Annotated in this window: 16 protein-coding genes; 12 read left to right on the forward strand and 4 right to left on the reverse strand. The window is 66.1% G+C overall.

Going from position 1 to position 15,673, the window contains the following annotated elements; translation table 11 throughout:
* The first annotated feature begins 7 nt into the window (after nt 1-7).
* The 3 genes from C6A82_RS05795 (at nt 8) to rpsI (ending at nt 1,607) form a co-directional block, all read left to right on the forward strand.
* Nucleotides 8-304, forward strand: a complete 297-nt coding sequence (locus C6A82_RS05795) for a WXG100 family type VII secretion target (protein ID WP_105347975.1) — start codon at nt 8-10, stop codon at nt 302-304.
* A gap of 341 nt (nt 305-645) precedes the next feature.
* Entirely contained in the window at nt 646-1,089 is a 444-nt protein-coding gene (gene rplM, locus C6A82_RS05800) for a 50S ribosomal protein L13 (protein ID WP_105347973.1), read from the forward strand.
* Between the two features lie 77 nt (nt 1,090-1,166).
* On the forward strand, nt 1,167-1,607 hold the full coding sequence (rpsI, locus tag C6A82_RS05805) for a 30S ribosomal protein S9 (RefSeq protein WP_105347994.1): 441 nt from the start codon (nt 1,167-1,169) through the stop codon (nt 1,605-1,607).
* Nucleotides 1,608-1,659: 52 nt separating this feature from the next.
* Here rpsI and C6A82_RS05810 read toward each other — a convergent pair whose 3' ends face one another.
* Nucleotides 1,660-2,415: an AIM24 family protein gene (locus C6A82_RS05810; RefSeq protein WP_311101705.1), complete on the reverse strand. Its 756-nt coding sequence runs from the start codon at nt 2,413-2,415 to the stop codon at nt 1,660-1,662.
* A gap of 422 nt (nt 2,416-2,837) precedes the next feature.
* On the opposite strand from C6A82_RS05810, the gene C6A82_RS05815 reads away from it, so the two are divergent.
* From C6A82_RS05815 to C6A82_RS05840, 6 genes are all read left to right on the forward strand, one after another.
* The gene (locus C6A82_RS05815) at nt 2,838-3,194 is read left to right on the forward strand and encodes a hypothetical protein (protein WP_105347972.1); all 357 of its coding nucleotides are present in this window, start codon (nt 2,838-2,840) and stop codon (nt 3,192-3,194) included.
* Nucleotides 3,195-3,345: 151 nt separating this feature from the next.
* Nucleotides 3,346-4,683 carry a phosphoglucosamine mutase gene (gene glmM / locus C6A82_RS05820; protein WP_105347970.1) on the forward strand — a complete coding sequence of 446 codons (1,338 nt, stop codon included), beginning with the start codon at nt 3,346-3,348 and terminating at the stop codon, nt 4,681-4,683.
* 45 nt (nt 4,684-4,728) lie between these two features.
* A complete protein-coding gene (locus tag C6A82_RS05825) occupies nt 4,729-5,034 on the forward strand; it encodes a type VII secretion target (protein WP_105347968.1) in 306 nt (101 codons plus the stop codon).
* 3 nt (nt 5,035-5,037) lie between these two features.
* Nucleotides 5,038-6,483 (forward strand): hypothetical protein, encoded by a 1,446-nt coding sequence (locus C6A82_RS05830; RefSeq protein WP_105347967.1) that lies wholly within the window; start codon nt 5,038-5,040, stop codon nt 6,481-6,483.
* 60 nt (nt 6,484-6,543) lie between these two features.
* Nucleotides 6,544-7,653 (forward strand): FAD-dependent oxidoreductase, encoded by a 1,110-nt coding sequence (locus tag C6A82_RS05835; RefSeq protein WP_105347965.1) that lies wholly within the window; start codon nt 6,544-6,546, stop codon nt 7,651-7,653.
* Between the two features lie 16 nt (nt 7,654-7,669).
* Complete coding sequence (locus tag C6A82_RS05840) at nt 7,670-9,295, forward strand: thiamine pyrophosphate-dependent enzyme (RefSeq protein WP_158261663.1); 1,626 nt, start codon at nt 7,670-7,672, stop codon at nt 9,293-9,295.
* On the opposite strand, the gene C6A82_RS05845 is transcribed toward C6A82_RS05840, so the two are convergent.
* Together C6A82_RS05845 and C6A82_RS05850 are read right to left on the reverse strand one after the other, a co-directional pair.
* The gene (locus tag C6A82_RS05845) at nt 9,296-10,336 is read right to left on the reverse strand and encodes an LLM class F420-dependent oxidoreductase (RefSeq protein WP_105347962.1); all 1,041 of its coding nucleotides are present in this window, start codon (nt 10,334-10,336) and stop codon (nt 9,296-9,298) included.
* A 46-nt stretch (nt 10,337-10,382) separates the two neighbouring features.
* Nucleotides 10,383-11,228, reverse strand: coding sequence for a dienelactone hydrolase family protein (locus C6A82_RS05850; RefSeq protein ID WP_105347960.1), 846 nt, complete (start codon nt 11,226-11,228; stop codon nt 10,383-10,385).
* Nucleotides 11,229-11,276: 48 nt separating this feature from the next.
* On the opposite strand from C6A82_RS05850, the gene C6A82_RS05855 reads away from it, so the two are divergent.
* From C6A82_RS05855 to C6A82_RS05865, 3 genes are all read left to right on the forward strand, one after another.
* Nucleotides 11,277-11,900, forward strand: a complete 624-nt coding sequence (locus C6A82_RS05855) for a DUF2878 family protein (RefSeq protein ID WP_142406034.1) — start codon at nt 11,277-11,279, stop codon at nt 11,898-11,900.
* A 67-nt stretch (nt 11,901-11,967) separates the two neighbouring features.
* Nucleotides 11,968-13,836 (forward strand): glutamine--fructose-6-phosphate transaminase (isomerizing), encoded by a 1,869-nt coding sequence (gene glmS / locus C6A82_RS05860; protein ID WP_105347959.1) that lies wholly within the window; start codon nt 11,968-11,970, stop codon nt 13,834-13,836.
* Between the two features lie 96 nt (nt 13,837-13,932).
* A complete protein-coding gene (locus C6A82_RS05865) occupies nt 13,933-14,094 on the forward strand; it encodes a hypothetical protein (protein WP_158261662.1) in 162 nt (53 codons plus the stop codon).
* 1 nt (nt 14,095) lies between these two features.
* Here C6A82_RS05865 and C6A82_RS05870 read toward each other — a convergent pair whose 3' ends face one another.
* Nucleotides 14,096-15,673 (reverse strand): Na+/H+ antiporter, encoded by a 1,578-nt coding sequence (locus C6A82_RS05870; RefSeq protein WP_311101706.1) that lies wholly within the window; start codon nt 15,671-15,673, stop codon nt 14,096-14,098.

Raw genomic sequence — 15,673 nt, forward strand, 5'->3', positions numbered from 1 at the left:
CCTGACCATGGAACCGGTTCTTTCGTACAACTTCGACGAGATCGAGTACACCGTCCGGCAGGAGGTTCACAACACCTCCGCACGGCTCAACGCAGCGCTCGACGACCTGCGGTCGCAGATTGTTCCGCTCCAGGAGGTCTGGACTCGGGAGGCCGCCGAGGCGTACCGGGTCGAGCAGGCCAGATGGGATCAGGCGGCGGCGGCACTGAACGAGATCCTGTTCAACCTCGGCAACGCCGTGCGCGACGGTGCAGACGACGTCGCGACCACCGACCGCAGCGCCGCGAGCGCCTGGGGCGGCTGACCTACAGACCACTGTGCGGTCCCGTCGGGAGGGGAGCCCGCGGGACCGCACAGTTCTGTCTAGGCTTTGACCTCGGCAGACGCCGAAATCTGCATGAGGGTCGTGAATGGCTTCGGATCGTAGCCCTGGCGCAGATCTCGACGTCGCGACCAAGGGCGGCGGCGACGCGAACGCGTTTTGACCTGCGGTGACGCTCGCCGGTATGCTGCTCGGTTGGCGTGCGGTGAGCCTTCGGGCACGCGGGTCTCGGGTCAATGTCGGTCGCCGAGCCCATTCGCCGAAACGCTTGACCGGCACCCGGTTACACCGGGATCCAACCCGAGATAGATAGGAAACGCGCTGTGCCTACGTACACGCCGAAGGCGGGTGACACCACACGCACGTGGCATGTCATCGACGCCACCGACGTGGTGCTCGGCCGGCTCGCTGTCGCGGCAGCCAATCTGCTGCGTGGCAAGCACAAGCCGACATTCACGCCGAATGTCGACGGTGGCGACTTCGTCATCGTCATCAACGCAGACAAGGTCGCCATCGGTGGTGACAAGCTGCAGAAGAAGTTCACCTACCGTCACTCGGGTTTCCCCGGTGGCCTCCACCGCCGTTCGCTCGGTGACGAGATGCAGCGCCATCCCGACCGTGTGGTCGAGAAGGCGATCGTCGGCATGCTGCCCCACAACAAGCTCAGCCGTCAGATTCAGAAGAAGCTGAAGGTCTACGCAGGGCCGGAGCATCCGCACACCGCTCAGAAGCCGGTGCCGTACGAGATCAAGCAGGTGAGCCAGTGACCGAGACAACCGATACCACTGATGTGACGGAAACCCCGGACGTCGAGGCCACTACCGCGCCTGAGGCCGTCGAGACGGTGACCGAGAACGAGGCCCCGCAGGCGCGTGAGCCCCGCGAACCGGTCATCATCGACCGCCCGATCCAGACCGTCGGCCGCCGCAAGGAGGCCGTGGTGCGGGTGCGTCTAGTGCCCGGCACCGGCCAGTTCAACCTCGACGGACGCACGCTGGAGGCGTACTTCCCGAACAAGGTGCACCAGCAGTTGATCAAGGCGCCGCTGGTGACCGTTGACCGGGTCGACAGCTTCGACATCCACGCCCACCTCGATGGCGGTGGCCCGTCCGGGCAGGCGGGCGCGTTGCGCCTGGCGATCGCCCGGGCACTGATCGTGGTGCAGCCCGAGGACCGGCCCGCGCTCAAGAAGGCCGGCTTCCTGACGCGTGACCCGCGTGCCATCGAGCGCAAGAAATACGGACTCAAGAAGGCCCGCAAGGCGCCTCAGTACTCCAAGCGCTGATCTGCTTCATCGCCGCCGCCCGGTATGCCTCGCGCATGCCGGGCGGTTTGCGTTAGCGGCCTAAGAAGTTGCCGAGGACCCCGGCGACTGCAGACCCGGCCTGGCCCGCCTGCTGGCCGCCGCCGGTGCCACCCACGAACCTGCCGGGCACCTCCTCCGACGGCTGTACGACGACGAAGCCCTGGCCGTTGAACGACATCGTGAAGGCCTCGCCGGTGCTGCGCCCGATCAGGGTGCCGAGCCCGAATTGGTCGGCGCGGTGAAAGCCGGTCTGCGGCGACGCCGACGAGGCCACGGCGGCCTGCGGGTCGGCATACGTCGGCTGGTCGACCTGAAGTATCACCGGCGGGCCCTTCGTGGTGATCGCAATACGACCCTGGCCGGAGAACACACAGTTGAACAGGCCGGCGTTCGACAGCACCCCCGCGCCCTGCACGCGACGGATGTCGTAGGACAGCATCGGCTCGAAGGCCAGGACGTTCTTGCCGTTTATGGTCAGTCCGTCGTGGCCGCCCTCGAGGTCGATCAGGTGGATGTCGGAGGCCAGGTCGGCGAGGAACACGTCACCGGCGCCGGTGCAGCGCATCAGCGGGACACCCTCACCGGTCAACTGCTGCTTGACGAACTGCCCGACACCGCTGGCGCCAACCCCTGGAACTGCATGTTGCCCTGGTAGGCCACCATCGCACCTTGGCACCATCATCTCGCCGTCGAGGGCAACCTTGAGCATCTTGCCGTTCTGCAGCTTCATACCGGGATGCTGCGTCTTTGTTTCGGCGTTCTGCGGGGAGAGCAGGTCGCTGCGCATGGAGATCCTTTCGACGTTGCGACGTTATCCACCGATCGCAGGCAGAAATAGGGCGTTTCCCTACCGAAGCGGGCCGGGGCGGAGCCGATACTGCCAAAGTACTTGCGTTTGCAAGGATATTTTTTTCGGAAGTTCAGTAACGATCTTGGTGGCCCAATCGGACATACGCATAGAGCGTTTACCTGCGCGTTAATCGTTTTCTAATTATCGGAGCAGTTAATTAGCTGATATGTAGTATCGGCGCCTAGATCAGGCTTTTCAGTTTCTTCTTGTTTAGCTACCTCGGTAACGAGGAAGTCCTGTGGCCGGAAGCGGGCACGCCGAGCGCGTGTCGGCAGTCCTACTGCCGCTGGTGGGCGAGTGCGTGTCAGTCACCTCGTCGGGGGACCAGAGCCGTTGCTTCCCGACTGAAAGGAACACGAATGCACAACATTATGAAGAAGACTGCAGCCGGGGCCGTAATGGGTGGAGCGCTGCTGTTCACGGGTGGTATGGGCCTCGCGACTGCCCAGCCGGTTCAGGTGCAGGACGGCTTGGTCAATCTGGCTATTGGCGATGTCGCCCTGCTCAATGACCTAGACGTTGCCGTCGCCGCGCAGATCGCTGCGGCCGTCTGCGGCCTGGACGTCGGGCCTGTTGCTGTGCTAGGCGAGGCCGTCGCGGCAGGTGGCCCCGAGGAGGTTGTTTGCACGAATAATCTTGGCCCGATCACCATCGAGCAGGCCGGGCCTGGCACCTCCGAGAATGCTCCTGGGGCTGCGAATCGTCCCCAGAGGTAATTAGTCGGTTCTGATTCTCACCGCCCGTATCCGAGGGGTACGGGCGGTGAGTGCCGTCTTTGGAGTCTCGATCGGGTCCCGATTGCGCGGCGGCATGAGCGTTGACGTCGCCGGTTGTGTCATTCGGTGGCATCTGTGAGAAATTTGTCTCGTGGGTCGGCTGTTCGGCACCGACGGAGTCCGTGGGGTTGCCAATCGCAATTTGACCGCTGAGCTGGCACTTGGCCTTGGTTCGGCGGCCGCGCGTCGACTCGGAAAAACCTCGCACGCCCGCCGCAGGGTCGCGGTGGTCGGTCGCGATCCGCGCGCCAGCGGCGAAATGCTGGAGGCGGCGGTCATCGCCGGGCTGACCAGCGAGGGCGTCGACGCACTGCGTGTCGGCGTGCTGCCCACACCTGCGGTCGCTTACCTGACGAACGCCTATGACGCCGAGTTCGGCGTCATGATCTCCGCGTCGCACAACCCGACGCCCGACAACGGCATCAAGATATTCGGCGCCGGCGGTCACAAACTCGACGACGCCACCGAGGACCGCATCGAAGAACTCCTCGCGGGCGGGTCCGGCGAGCGCCCCGTCGGCGCGGGCATCGGCCGCGTCGTCGACGCCGCCGACGCCCTCGACCGGTATCTGCGCCACGCGAGCAAGGCCTTGACCACCCGGCTCGACGAGCTGACCGTCGTGGTCGACTGCGCGAACGGCGCCGCGTCGGACGCCGCGCCCAAGGCTTATCGGGCCGCAGGCGCCAACGTGATCGCGATCAACGCCGAACCCAACGGACTGAACATCAACGACGGCTGCGGCTCCACGCATATGGAGGTTCTGCAGCAAGCCGTCGTGGCCCGAGGCGCCGACCTCGGACTGGCACACGACGGCGACGCGGACCGATGCCTGGCCGTCGACGCCGAGGGCAACATCATCGACGGCGACGCCATCATGGTGATCCTGGCGCTCGCGATGCAGGAGGCGGGCGAGTTGGCGTCCAACACACTCGTCGCCACCGTGATGAGTAACCTCGGGCTGCACCTGGCGATGCGAGCGGCGGGCATCGAGGTCCGCACCACCGGTGTCGGCGATCGGTACGTGCTCGAGGAACTGCGCGCAGGCGAATACTCGCTCGGCGGAGAACAATCCGGCCACATCGTGATGCCCGCGCTGGGCACCACCGGCGACGGCATCGTCACCGGGCTACGGCTGATGTCGCGGATGGCCCAGACGCGCACACCGCTGGCCGCGCTGGCAGCGTCCATGCATCAGCTGCCGCAGGTTCTCATCAACGTCGAGGTCGACGACAAGGCCACCGTCGCCGACGCGCCCCAGGTGCGTTCCGCCGTGGCCGAAGCGGAAGCCGAACTCGGTGACACCGGACGAATACTGTTGCGGCCGTCGGGAACCGAGCAGATGGTCCGGGTGATGGTGGAGGCCGCCGACGAGGACACCGCCCGCCAGCTTGCGATTCGCGTCGCCGAGTCGGTCAGCGACCATGGCTAGAAATTAGGGTGGAACCCCCAGGGGCTCACCGACGTCGTAGCCAGTGTGGGACTACCTGACTTCGCGCGTGTGGACGTGGCGGCGGTGCTCGACGTCGCGCGCCAGTACGACACCGCAGCCGAGATGATCGATGCCGCCGTCCGTACTCACTTGACGGCGTTGCGGTTCGACGGCGCTGTCGCAGGTCGTGTACACGCCGCCCAAGGTGACGCGCTGCGCCGTGCGGTCGACGACCTTACGCACCGCCTGCAGCAATGGGTGCGAGCCTCCACGGAGGTGGCGGCCGAATTGCGTTCGTCGGCAGACCGATACGTCGACGCCGATGCCAACGGCGCCCGCCGGATCGGCTGAGCCATGGCCGAACCGCTCGACGTCGACGCGCGGCTGGCGCAAGGGCGGCCGGCCGTCGACAACGTCGGCGACTACGTGTGGGCATGTCATCTGCTCGGCTACCAGAATCCGGACCTCACGCTGCATTCCGCGCAAGTACGCGACTGGTACAGCAGCGAGGACGGGTTGGACCTGGCCGCGCTGGAAGCGGATTGCGTGGCCCTCGAGTCGGTCGCAACGGCCGCAGAGGGTGCCCAGGAGCTTCAGGGGCGACAGCTCGACGCGCTGACAGACGCATGGCAGGGCCGCGGCGGCGACGCCTCACGCGAATTCCTGCTCCGCCACGGCGAGGCGTCCGCGGCCGCTGCGTCGGCGGTGCGCAATGCTGTCGATGCGCTCGCCGCATTGCGCGACGATCTGTGGCGCGCGGTCGACGAGAAGGTCGCCACCGCCATCGCAATCGATGACCGCAGACAAGCTGAGCGCTCGCAGTGGCAGGCCGCCACGCAGACGGTTACGACGGGGGCGGGGGACCGCGCGATCGCCAGCGAACTCGTCGACCAGCAGGTGAAGCCGTTCGTGGACAACGATGTTCGTTCTGATTGGCTCACCGCGATGCAGAAAGCGATGGCCGCCGTCTCCGCCGCATTCGACGCCGCGACCGGCGCTCTGACAGCTGATCCGCTATCGACATTCGAGGTGCCCGGAGACCTGGGACCGACGCCAACACCGACGCCATCGTCGCCGCCGAGCAGCGCGACGCCCGCCGAGATAGCGGGAACTGTACCTGCCGGGTGGTCGCCGCTGATGCCGTCGGCCAGTCCACCGGCGGCTCCGTCACCGCCTCCGGCCGCGGCGCCAGAACCGTTCGCATCGACGATGCCGGCTGCTCCACCCGTGGCCCCGCCTGCAACCGCTTCCATGCCTGCGGCGCCGTCGCTGCCCTCGATGCCGTCACTCGGCGAGACGGGCGGCGGGCTGCCGGGGGGAGCAGGCGGGCTCACCGGACTCGGGACGCAACTCGCGGATGCCATCGGTGGCCTGTTCGGTCGTCCGGACGACGCGCTTCCTGATCCGCAGGAGTTGAACGACGATGTCGTGGACGGAGACGAGCCTGAACCGGATGACGTAGACCAGACACCCGACGGTGAGGACGTCGAAGACGATGACCTCGAAGACGAAGACGAGGACGTCGACGAGGAACTCGAGGACGAGAAACTCGAGGACGGGGACGAGACAGACGGTCTCGCCGAAACCGATGATCCGGCGCAGGACCCGGACGACGTCTGTGCGGACGAGCCACCGGTCGAAGCCGTGCCACCTTCAGACCCGGCTGCGACCCCTCCGCCCCCGTCGATGCCGCCACCGCCGGAGCCAATCGAGGAACCGCCGCCGAGTGAGCCGTTGGGCGCGGAAACACCGTGCGAGATTGCGGCCGACGAGTTGCCGCAGGCCGGTCCAGAGAACTGATCGACACGGGTAGCGCATTACCCGTGTGCGGCGGCCCTGTGCGTGCCTACGCTCCGTGACATGCCTCCAGGCGCCGACCTTCCGACCCCAGACTTCACGTTCGATCCGACAGCGCCCGGTGCGTGCGTCGCAGGCGTGCGGCCTTACCGCAAGCGGTCATATCGACTCGACCATGAGATGGCGGGCGAGAAGTTCCTGGTGCACAACTACGGGCACGGCGGGGCAGGCATCACGATGAGCTGGGGCTGCGCCCAACAGGTACACGACATCGTCGCCGGCCGTATCGCCACGTCACACGACACCTCGGCGGCGGTGCTGGGCGCTGGCGTGATGGGTTTGACGGCGGCGACATTGCTGACTGAACTCGGGCTCGAGGTCACGATCTACTCTGACCGCAAACCCATTGACACTACGTCACACAAGGCAGGCGGTCAGTGGGCGGTCTCGGTCGTCGAGTACGCGCGCGAACAGGAACTGAAGAAGATCCTCACGGATTCCTACACGCGGTTCCGCTGTGAACTGGGCCCGCAATTCGGTGTCTACGAGCGGTCGAACTACACCCACGAACGGACGAAGAACTTCGACGTCGTGCTGCAGTTGTGTCCGGGTCTGATCCCCGAACCGGTCCCACTGACGCGCATGCCATTTCACGGACACACCAAGGCCGGTTACGAGTACCGCACGCTGTTGATCGAGCCGCCGGTGTTCCTCGCACGACTCGAGAACGATCTGAGGCAGCGTGGGGTGATATTCCTGGAGCGGCGCTTCGATAGCCGCGCGGACATCCTGGCAACGGTTCCGCAACACGTCATCGTCAACTGTACGGGTATGGGCGCGAAGAACTTGTTCAACGATGCTGACATGCAACCGATCAAGGGCCAACTGGCGATGCTGCCCGCACAGACCAACCTCACGTACCTGTACAGCGGTGATGGTTACTTGTTCCCGCGATCAGACCATGTCGTGATCGGCGGAACCTATGAGGAGAATGTCGCCGACGAAGACGTGTCGCACGCGGTCTGCAAGAACGTTGTGAAGTACATGGCGGCCCACTTCGGCGTCGTGCCGCCGATGCCGATGCCGAGAATCCACATCAATCATCCCGATCACGCTGCCGTCTACGATCCGGTACTGCCCAACGGCCCGGCGCAGCCGAGCGTGAACGTCTGAATGCGAGGTGCACGCTGTGCCATTCACTGTCGTCGACTACGTCTTGACCCGGTTGAAGGAGCAGGGTGTCACACACCTCTTCGGTGTCCCTGCGCTGTACTGCGCCGCGCTTTTCGATGCGGCACCGACTCATGGCATCACTCCTGTCGTCACGGCCAGTGATCTCGAAGCCGGTTATGCCGCAGACGGATACGCGCGCACCAAGGGGTTGGCGGTCGTCGCGGTCGCCAATGGTGTCGGCACGCTGAGCCTCATCAACGCCGTCGCGGGCGCCTATGTCGAGCGCAGTCCGATCATCGTCATCAACGGAGGACCCACGGCGGGACATCTGGCTGATCTGGCGCAGCGGGATGTCGTGTACTCGCATTCGACCGGGCGCGCCAACATCGAACTCGACGCCTTCGCTCTTGTCACCGCCAAGTCGGTGCGGGCGGCGACCAGAGAAGCGGTGCCTTCCGCCGTCGACTCCGCGATCTCTGCGGCGCTGACCTCGAAGCGGCCCGTATATCTCGAAATCGCCATGGATCTGTGGCGGCAGACCTGTGACAACCCCGGTGCGCCGCTGACGTCGAACGTTGCTGCTGTTGGTAGCGAGACACAGCTTGCCGCAACGATTGTCAACCTGATTCGCGGCGCGCAGAAGCCGGTGATCCTGATCGGCACCGAGGTCGCGCGCTACGGTCTTGCCGATGCGGCCGCGGATCTGATCGCCAAGCTGGGCGTCCGGTGGGCAAGCGACATGCTCTCGAAATCAACGCTGGCCGAGAAGGGTGCGGGCTGGATAGGCGTCTACGATCCGCCGTATGTGCCGCAGGTGATCCGGACGCAGGTCGAATCGACCGACCTGCTCGTGACGCTCGGATGCGTGTTTCCCAACAGTTTCGCGCCGCTGGTCACCCAGAAGTTCAACAGCATGGTCGCCGTCTACGACGGCAAGGTGCGGGTAGGAAACCAGCCCAAGCAGAGCGCCGAAATCCGTGCGCTGGTGGCGGCGATGGCCAACAAGGCGGCCGAACAGCCGCCAGCGACTGTTCCCGCCGGTGCAGTGCCGGCGGCCCCTCCCGCAGCCGCGGGCACATTGACCTACAAGCAGGTCTTCCAGCGCGTCGGCGTCGCCCTGGACGAAACGCTGATCACCATCCCTGACACGTTTCTCGGCACATACTCGGCGGCGAACCTGCCGGTCGAGGGCAAGGACGCGTTCCTGTGCGACGCGGTATGGGCGTCGATCGGGCACTCCGTCGCCGCTGCCGTCGGCGCGTCATTCGGATCGACCAGACGTCCACTCGTGCTCTGCGGCGACGGGGGCTTCCAGATGACGGCGCAGGCGTTGTCACCGATGGCGCGATACGGCCGCAATCCCATCGTCGTGCTGATCGTCAACGGCATTTACGGCTTCGAACAGTTCCTGTTGGATCGGACCTACTTCAACACGAACAGCAACACGCCTGCCCGACCCTATGCGGTCATCGGACAATGGGACTTCGCCACGTTCGCCAACAGCGTGGGCGTGCAGTTCGCGAAGGTCGTCGACACCGCGGCTGCGCTGGACTCCGAACTCGCTGCCGCCAAGGCCCATCCGGGGCCATGCTTGATCGTCGCGCAGGTGCCGCCACGCGGGCTACCCACCGAGATGGAATGACTACGGCAGCAGCGCCTGGAGTTCCTCGACGAAGCGGACCGACTCGCGGCGGTCGCCGGTCAGCGGATGCACCAGCAGCGTGGTGACGCCTGCCTCCGCATAAGCAGCGACGCGTTCCTTGACGAAACCCCTTGGCCCGATCAGTGATACGTGCCGCACCAAGTCATCGGGCACGGCGTCGATGGCCTCCGCCTTCTTGCCGGACAGATAGAGATCCTGAATGTGGTCAGCCACGTCGCCGAAGCCGTAGCGGGTCGCGAGATTGTGGTAGAAGTTCCTGCCGCGAGCGCCCATCCCGCCGATGTAGAGCGCGAGTTGCGGTTTGGCCCAAGCCAACCGGTCTTCGGCATCGTCGCCGATGGCCAGGGGCGCGCTGACCATGACGTCGAGCGGCCCGAGCTCCTGGTCGCGCTTGGCCATTCCCGCGCGCAGTGCGTCGCCCCAGGCGTCGTCGGCCTTCTCGGGATAGAAGAACACCGGCTGCCAGCCCTCGGCGATCTCGGCCGTCAGTTCGACGTTCTTCGGGCCGAGCGAAGCGATCGTGATCGGAATACGTTCGCGGACAGGATGATTGATCAGGTGTAGCGACTTGCCAAGTCCGGTGCCCTGATCGTGGGGCAGCGGTATCTGGTAGTGCTTGCCGTCGAACTGCACGTTCTCACGGCGCCACACCTGCCTGCAGATCTCCACGACCTCACGGGTACGGCCCAGCGGAGCATCGAACGGAACCCCGTGGAAGCCCTCCATCACCTGCGGGCCCGACGTGCCGATGCCCAGCCGGAACCGGCCATCGGACACATAGTCCAGACCCGCGGCCGTCATCGCCAGCAGCGACGGGGTGCGGATGTAGATCGGGACGACACCGGAGCCGAGCTCGATTCGCGATGTCTTGGCCGCCAGGAAGCCGAGTTGGCTGATCGCGTCGAACGAGTACGCCTCGGCCACGAGCGCGATGTCGACGCCGACCTTCTCCAGCTCGACGACCTCGTCGACGGCCTCGAGGAAACCGCCGGCGTAGTTGAGGAAGATTCCTGTCCGCATGGAGGCCACCCACAAGTTATATACCCAACCGGTTGGTTGGGACTAATCAGGGCTTCAGCAGCGCGACGACCTTGTTTTCCAGGTCAACGGGGTCGTCTGCGAACGGATCCATCGTCGCGGCCTTCGGCAGGTCCACCTCGGGATCGGCGAAGTCGCGATAGGTCTTGTCGCCGGTGAGCTGGTTCAGCAGGAAGCCGGTCATCAACGCCCGCACCATCTTCTGCGTGCTTCTGTCGGCGCCCGGCAGGCCGACCACCCGGGCCAGCCGGCGCCCCTCGACCAAGCCGCCGGCTTTAGCCTTCGGAATCGCCCGCAGCGTCGCGGCATCCCATTCCCGCGCCAGCTCGACTGCGTTGGATCGCAACGTCATCGGATCGCCTGGGTCGGTGAGAATGAGCCCGGGCACGGTCAACGACGTCGCAGCCTCCTCGGCGCGCGGTGTTGTGACCGTCGGGAATGCCGCGACCACAGCCTTCGGCTTGACCGGCATCCCCGCGGCGGCGAACACCGCCGTCGACGCGCCGAAGCCGTGGCCGACGATTCCGAGCTTGTCCGGATGCACGCTGATCGTCCCGTCGCCCAGCCGGACCCCTGCGATGATGTCCAGCGTGGTGCCGAGGTCGAATGCCAGGTTCAGTACCGACGGCGCGATGCCCGTCTCGGTGTCCGGCGCCGCTGCGACTATGCCCCAGGACGCCAAATGTTCGAGCGTCCCGGTGTAGCGCTGCGCCCCCGTCACCCATTCATGGCCGAAGGCGACGCCGGGCAGGTTCAACCCGGACTCCGGGGTGTAGACCACACCGGGCAGACCTGCAAAGGACAGGTCGCCACGCAGCACACGATGCGGACCGCGGCGCTTCAAAGCGGCGAAAAGCTTCTTCGTGGCGGCCATCTGTCGACCGTAGCCCACCGCCGATGCGCAGAGGCTAGGGTCCTTGCCGTGAAGCTGCGCTGGCCCGATGCGGTGTTTCTGTTCGTGGTCGGAGCGGTGGCGTCGCTGATCGGCGACCACAGCCACGTCGCCACCGGCACCACCGAATACCTCTCCGACGCGGTGCCGTTCGTGTGGAGCAGCCCCGTCTGGTTTCCGCTGCTCGTCGCCCTCGCGACCGTCTCGGTCGCCGAGTTGCGGCTGCACATGCCCGGCCTGCGGACAGCTGTCAGTGCCCGACAGGGCCTGGCGGGCGTGGCCGCCGTCGTCGGTATCTACGTCACCACCGCGCTGGTGCACACGGCACCATCGGTGCCTGCCAACGTCCTCATCTATGCGCTCGCTGTCCTCACCTGGTGCGTGCTCGGCGATCGGTGCGGCGCGATCTGCGGCGTGCTCGCCGCTGTGGTGGGGCCGGTGGTCGAGGCTGTCATCGCCGCGGCAGGACTGGCGCGCTACGCCGACGACTCGGACGCGCTGTTCGGTGTCCCGCCGTGGCTGCCCGCGCTGTACTTCACGTTCGGAGTCGTCGTGGCGATGCTGGCCAAAATCGCCTCATCGAGACACACCACACGCGCATTCAGCGGCCCAGTGGGCGGTGACAATTCGCTCGATGTCAACGATCCGGCGTAAATTGCACTGTACACCGACTTCTTTGCGGAGATGATGTTAGCTGAATAGTCGTCTACGCTTATTGCCTATGTGTGGAATCGTCGGCTACGTCGGCACGCGGGACGCGCGCGGAGTCGTCGTCGATGCGTTGCGCCGAATGGAGTACCGCGGATACGACTCCTCCGGCATCGCGCTGATCGACGGTGCGGGCGGACTGACGGTCCGGCGCCGTGCGGGTCGACTGGCCAACCTCGAGGCCGCGTTGGCCGAAACCGACGCTGCCGACCTCGCAGGCAGCACCGGCCTCGGCCACACCCGCTGGGCCACCCACGGCAGGCCGACCGACCGCAACGCCCACCCGCATCAGGACGCCTCGGGCAAGATCGCGGTCGTCCACAACGGCATCATCGAGAACTACGCCGGGCTGCGCCAAGAGCTGGAGGCGACCGGCGTCGAGTTCGCGAGCGACACCGACACCGAGGTCGCCGTGCACCTGGTTTCGTGGCAGTACCACCACGGTCGCACGGCAGGAGACTTCGTCGCCTCGGTGATGACCGTCCTGCCGCGGTTGGAGGGTCATTTCACGCTGGTGTTCGCCAGCGCTGACGATCCCGACACCATCGTGGCCGCGCGGCGCTCGACCCCGTTGGTGGTCGGCGTCGGCGACGGCGAGATGTTCCTCGGCTCCGACGTCGCGGCCTTCATCGAGCACACCCGCGACGCGGTCGAACTCGGCCAGGACCAGGCCGTGGTGCTTACCCGCGACGGCTACACGATCACCGACTTCCACGGCAACGACGAGGCCGCCAACGCCCGCGAGTTCCACATCGACTGGGACCTCTCGGCCGCGGAGAAGGGCGGCTATGAGTACTTCATGCTCAAGGAGATCGCCGAGCAGCCCGCCGCGGTGTCCGACACCCTGCTGGGGCACTTCGTCGACGGCCGCATCGTGCTCGACGAGCAGCGGCTGTCCAACCAGGAGCTGCGCGACATCGACAAGGTCTTCATCGTCGCGTGCGGCACCGCCTATCACTCCGGCATGCTGGCCAAGTACGCCATCGAGCACTGGACGAGGTTGCCCGTCGAGGTCGAACTCGCCAGCGAGTTCCGCTACCGGGACCCCGTGTTGGACCGCAGCACGCTGGTGATCGCGATCTCGCAATCCGGCGAGACCGCCGACACGTTGGAAGCGGTGCGGCACGCCAAGGAGCAGAAGGCCAAGGTGCTGGCGATCTGCAACACCAACGGCAGCCAGATCCCGCGCGAATGCGATGCCGTGCTCTACACGCGCGCCGGGCCGGAGATCGGCGTCGCCTCGACGAAGACGTTCCTGGCGCAGATCGCCGCCAATTACCTCGTCGGACTGGCGCTCGCGCAGGCCCGCGGCACCAAGTACCCCGACGAGGTCGAGCGCGAATACCGCGAACTCGAGGCGATGCCCGAGCTGGTGAAGCGGGTGCTCGCCACCGTCGAGCCCGTCAACGCGCTTGCCCACCGGTTCGCGAAGTCGCAGACCGTGCTGTTCGTCGGCCGCCACGTCGGCTATCCCGTCGCGCTCGAGGGTGCGTTGAAGCTGAAGGAACTGGCGTACATGCACGCCGAGGGCTTCGCGGCGGGTGAACTCAAGCACGGGCCGATCGCGCTGATCGAGGACAACCTGCCGGTCATCGTGGTGATGCCGTCGCCGAAGGGTTCGGCGACGCTGCACGCCAAGATGCTGTCGAACATCCGCGAGATCCAGGCCCGCGGTGCGCTGACCATCGTGATCGCCGAAGAAGGCGACGACACTGTGCGGCCGTACGCCGATCACCTGATCGAGATACCGGCGGTGTCGACGCTCTTTCAGCCGCTGCTGTCGACGATCCCGCTGCAGGTGTTCGCCGCAGGGGTCGCGCAGGCCCGAGGCTACGACGTCGACAAGCCGCGCAACCTGGCGAAGTCGGTCACCGTCGAGTAGCTTCTCCGCGGGTGGTCAGGAACGTGACCATAACGAAAGGACGGCGGCCCGAGCGGCGAATGACAGCCGCGACGGGCGGGCGCCTACCATGTAGCGATGAGCACGGGTTCCAACGCATCGTCCGGCGCCCCGGATACCTCGGAGATCACACCCCACGCATTCCGGGACTTCATTGAGGAGCGCTACACCGAGTGGTCGAACGAGTTCGGCGACAACGTGCATGTCAGACGCACGATAGCGTTCGATCCGAAGAACTAGCTCATTCGGGCTGACTGCCGCGGCTGTCCAGCCTGCGCAGTACACGGTCGGCGATGGTCGGGTCTGTTCCCGACTGGGTACGGGCTTCGACGACCGCTTCTCTGGCCGCGGCCAGCATCTCGTCTTTGACCGCATTGACTGTGACCGCGTCCCCGGCGCGGTCAGCGGTGCGTCGTGCCGAGTCGTCATCGCGCCCGTTCGGCGCGTAGCCGAGTGAATGCCACATCCTGTCGGCGTTCTCCCTGGCCTGCTCGATGACGTCGCCGTCGACGTCTTCGGAGTCGCGAAGCTCGTCGAGACGCTGAAAACCCGCGTCTCGGGCGCGATGCAACAGGTTCTGTTCGGCCTCGCGCTGCTCGCCGTCGGAGGCGCTGACATTGAGCCGTCGCACCAGCCACGGGAGGGTCAGACCCTGTAGGAGCAGGGTCACGCTGATGACGACGAAGGCGACGAAGATCAGCCGGTCGCGCTCCGGGAAGTTCGGCGGTAGGGCCAGCGCCGCCACCAGCGTCACGACACCCCGCATCCCCGCCCACGACGCCACGGTCATCTCGCGCCAACCGACGGGCTCGGCGAGATCGGGCTTACGGCGTCGGCGTGCCTTCTCGTCGATGAACGCCACCGGAAAGATCCACGCGAAGCGGACGACGATCACCACTGCCGTCACGATCGCCGCCTGACCGATCAGCGTGTGCAGCTGACCGTCGACTTCGGCGGCAACGGCGCGCAGTTCCAGGCCGACGAATGCGAAAGCCGCACCCGTCACGAGCAATTCGATGATCTCCCACGTGGTTCCCGCCACCAGGCGGGTCTGCGAGGACTCCGCGTCGCCGTACCGGTCCAGCGCAAGGGCGACCGTGACGACCGCAAGCACACCACTGCCGTGTGCGGCATCGGCCGCGGCATAAGCGGCGAACGGGACGATCAGGATCAGCGCGCTGCCCGCGGGGTGGGCCGGCAGCTTCTTCACCAGCAAGCGTGTGACAGCAGCCATGACGAACCCGACGGCGATGCCGACCACGACGGCGAGCCCCAGCTGCGCGCCACCGTGCCACGGCGACAATGCTCCCGTGAGGGTGGACGCGACCGCGACCTCGTAGAACACCAGAGCCGTCGCGTCGTTGGACAGCCCCTCTCCCTCCAATATCGTGCGCAGCCGGTGCGGTAGTCCCAGTTTGCGCGCGACGGCAGTGGCGGCGACGGGATCGGGCGGCGCAACCGCAGCGCCGAGCGCAAAAGCGGCGATCAGCGGCAGTCCGGGCACGAGCGCCTGCAGGGTCAGTCCCACCGCGAAGGCGGTGACCGCCACCAGCGCGACGGCCAGCAGCGCGATCGGCCTGCGATTGTCCAGGAATTCGCGCCACGACGTTCGCCGGGCGGCGGCGAACAGCAGCGGCGGCAGAACCAGCGGAAGCAGCATTTCAGGATCGACTGCAGGCAACGGCAAACCGGGTACGAACGCGAGCACCAGGCCGAACATCAACAGCAGAACGGGGTAGGGGATCGCGATGCGTTCAGCGATTGGAGCGAGCACCACCGTTGCGGCCATCAGCACCAAAAGCAGCGTCAAGGCAGCCAA

The organism is Mycobacterium sp. ITM-2016-00318 (genome assembly GCF_002968285.2).
Lineage (GTDB): Bacteria > Actinomycetota > Actinomycetes > Mycobacteriales > Mycobacteriaceae > Mycobacterium.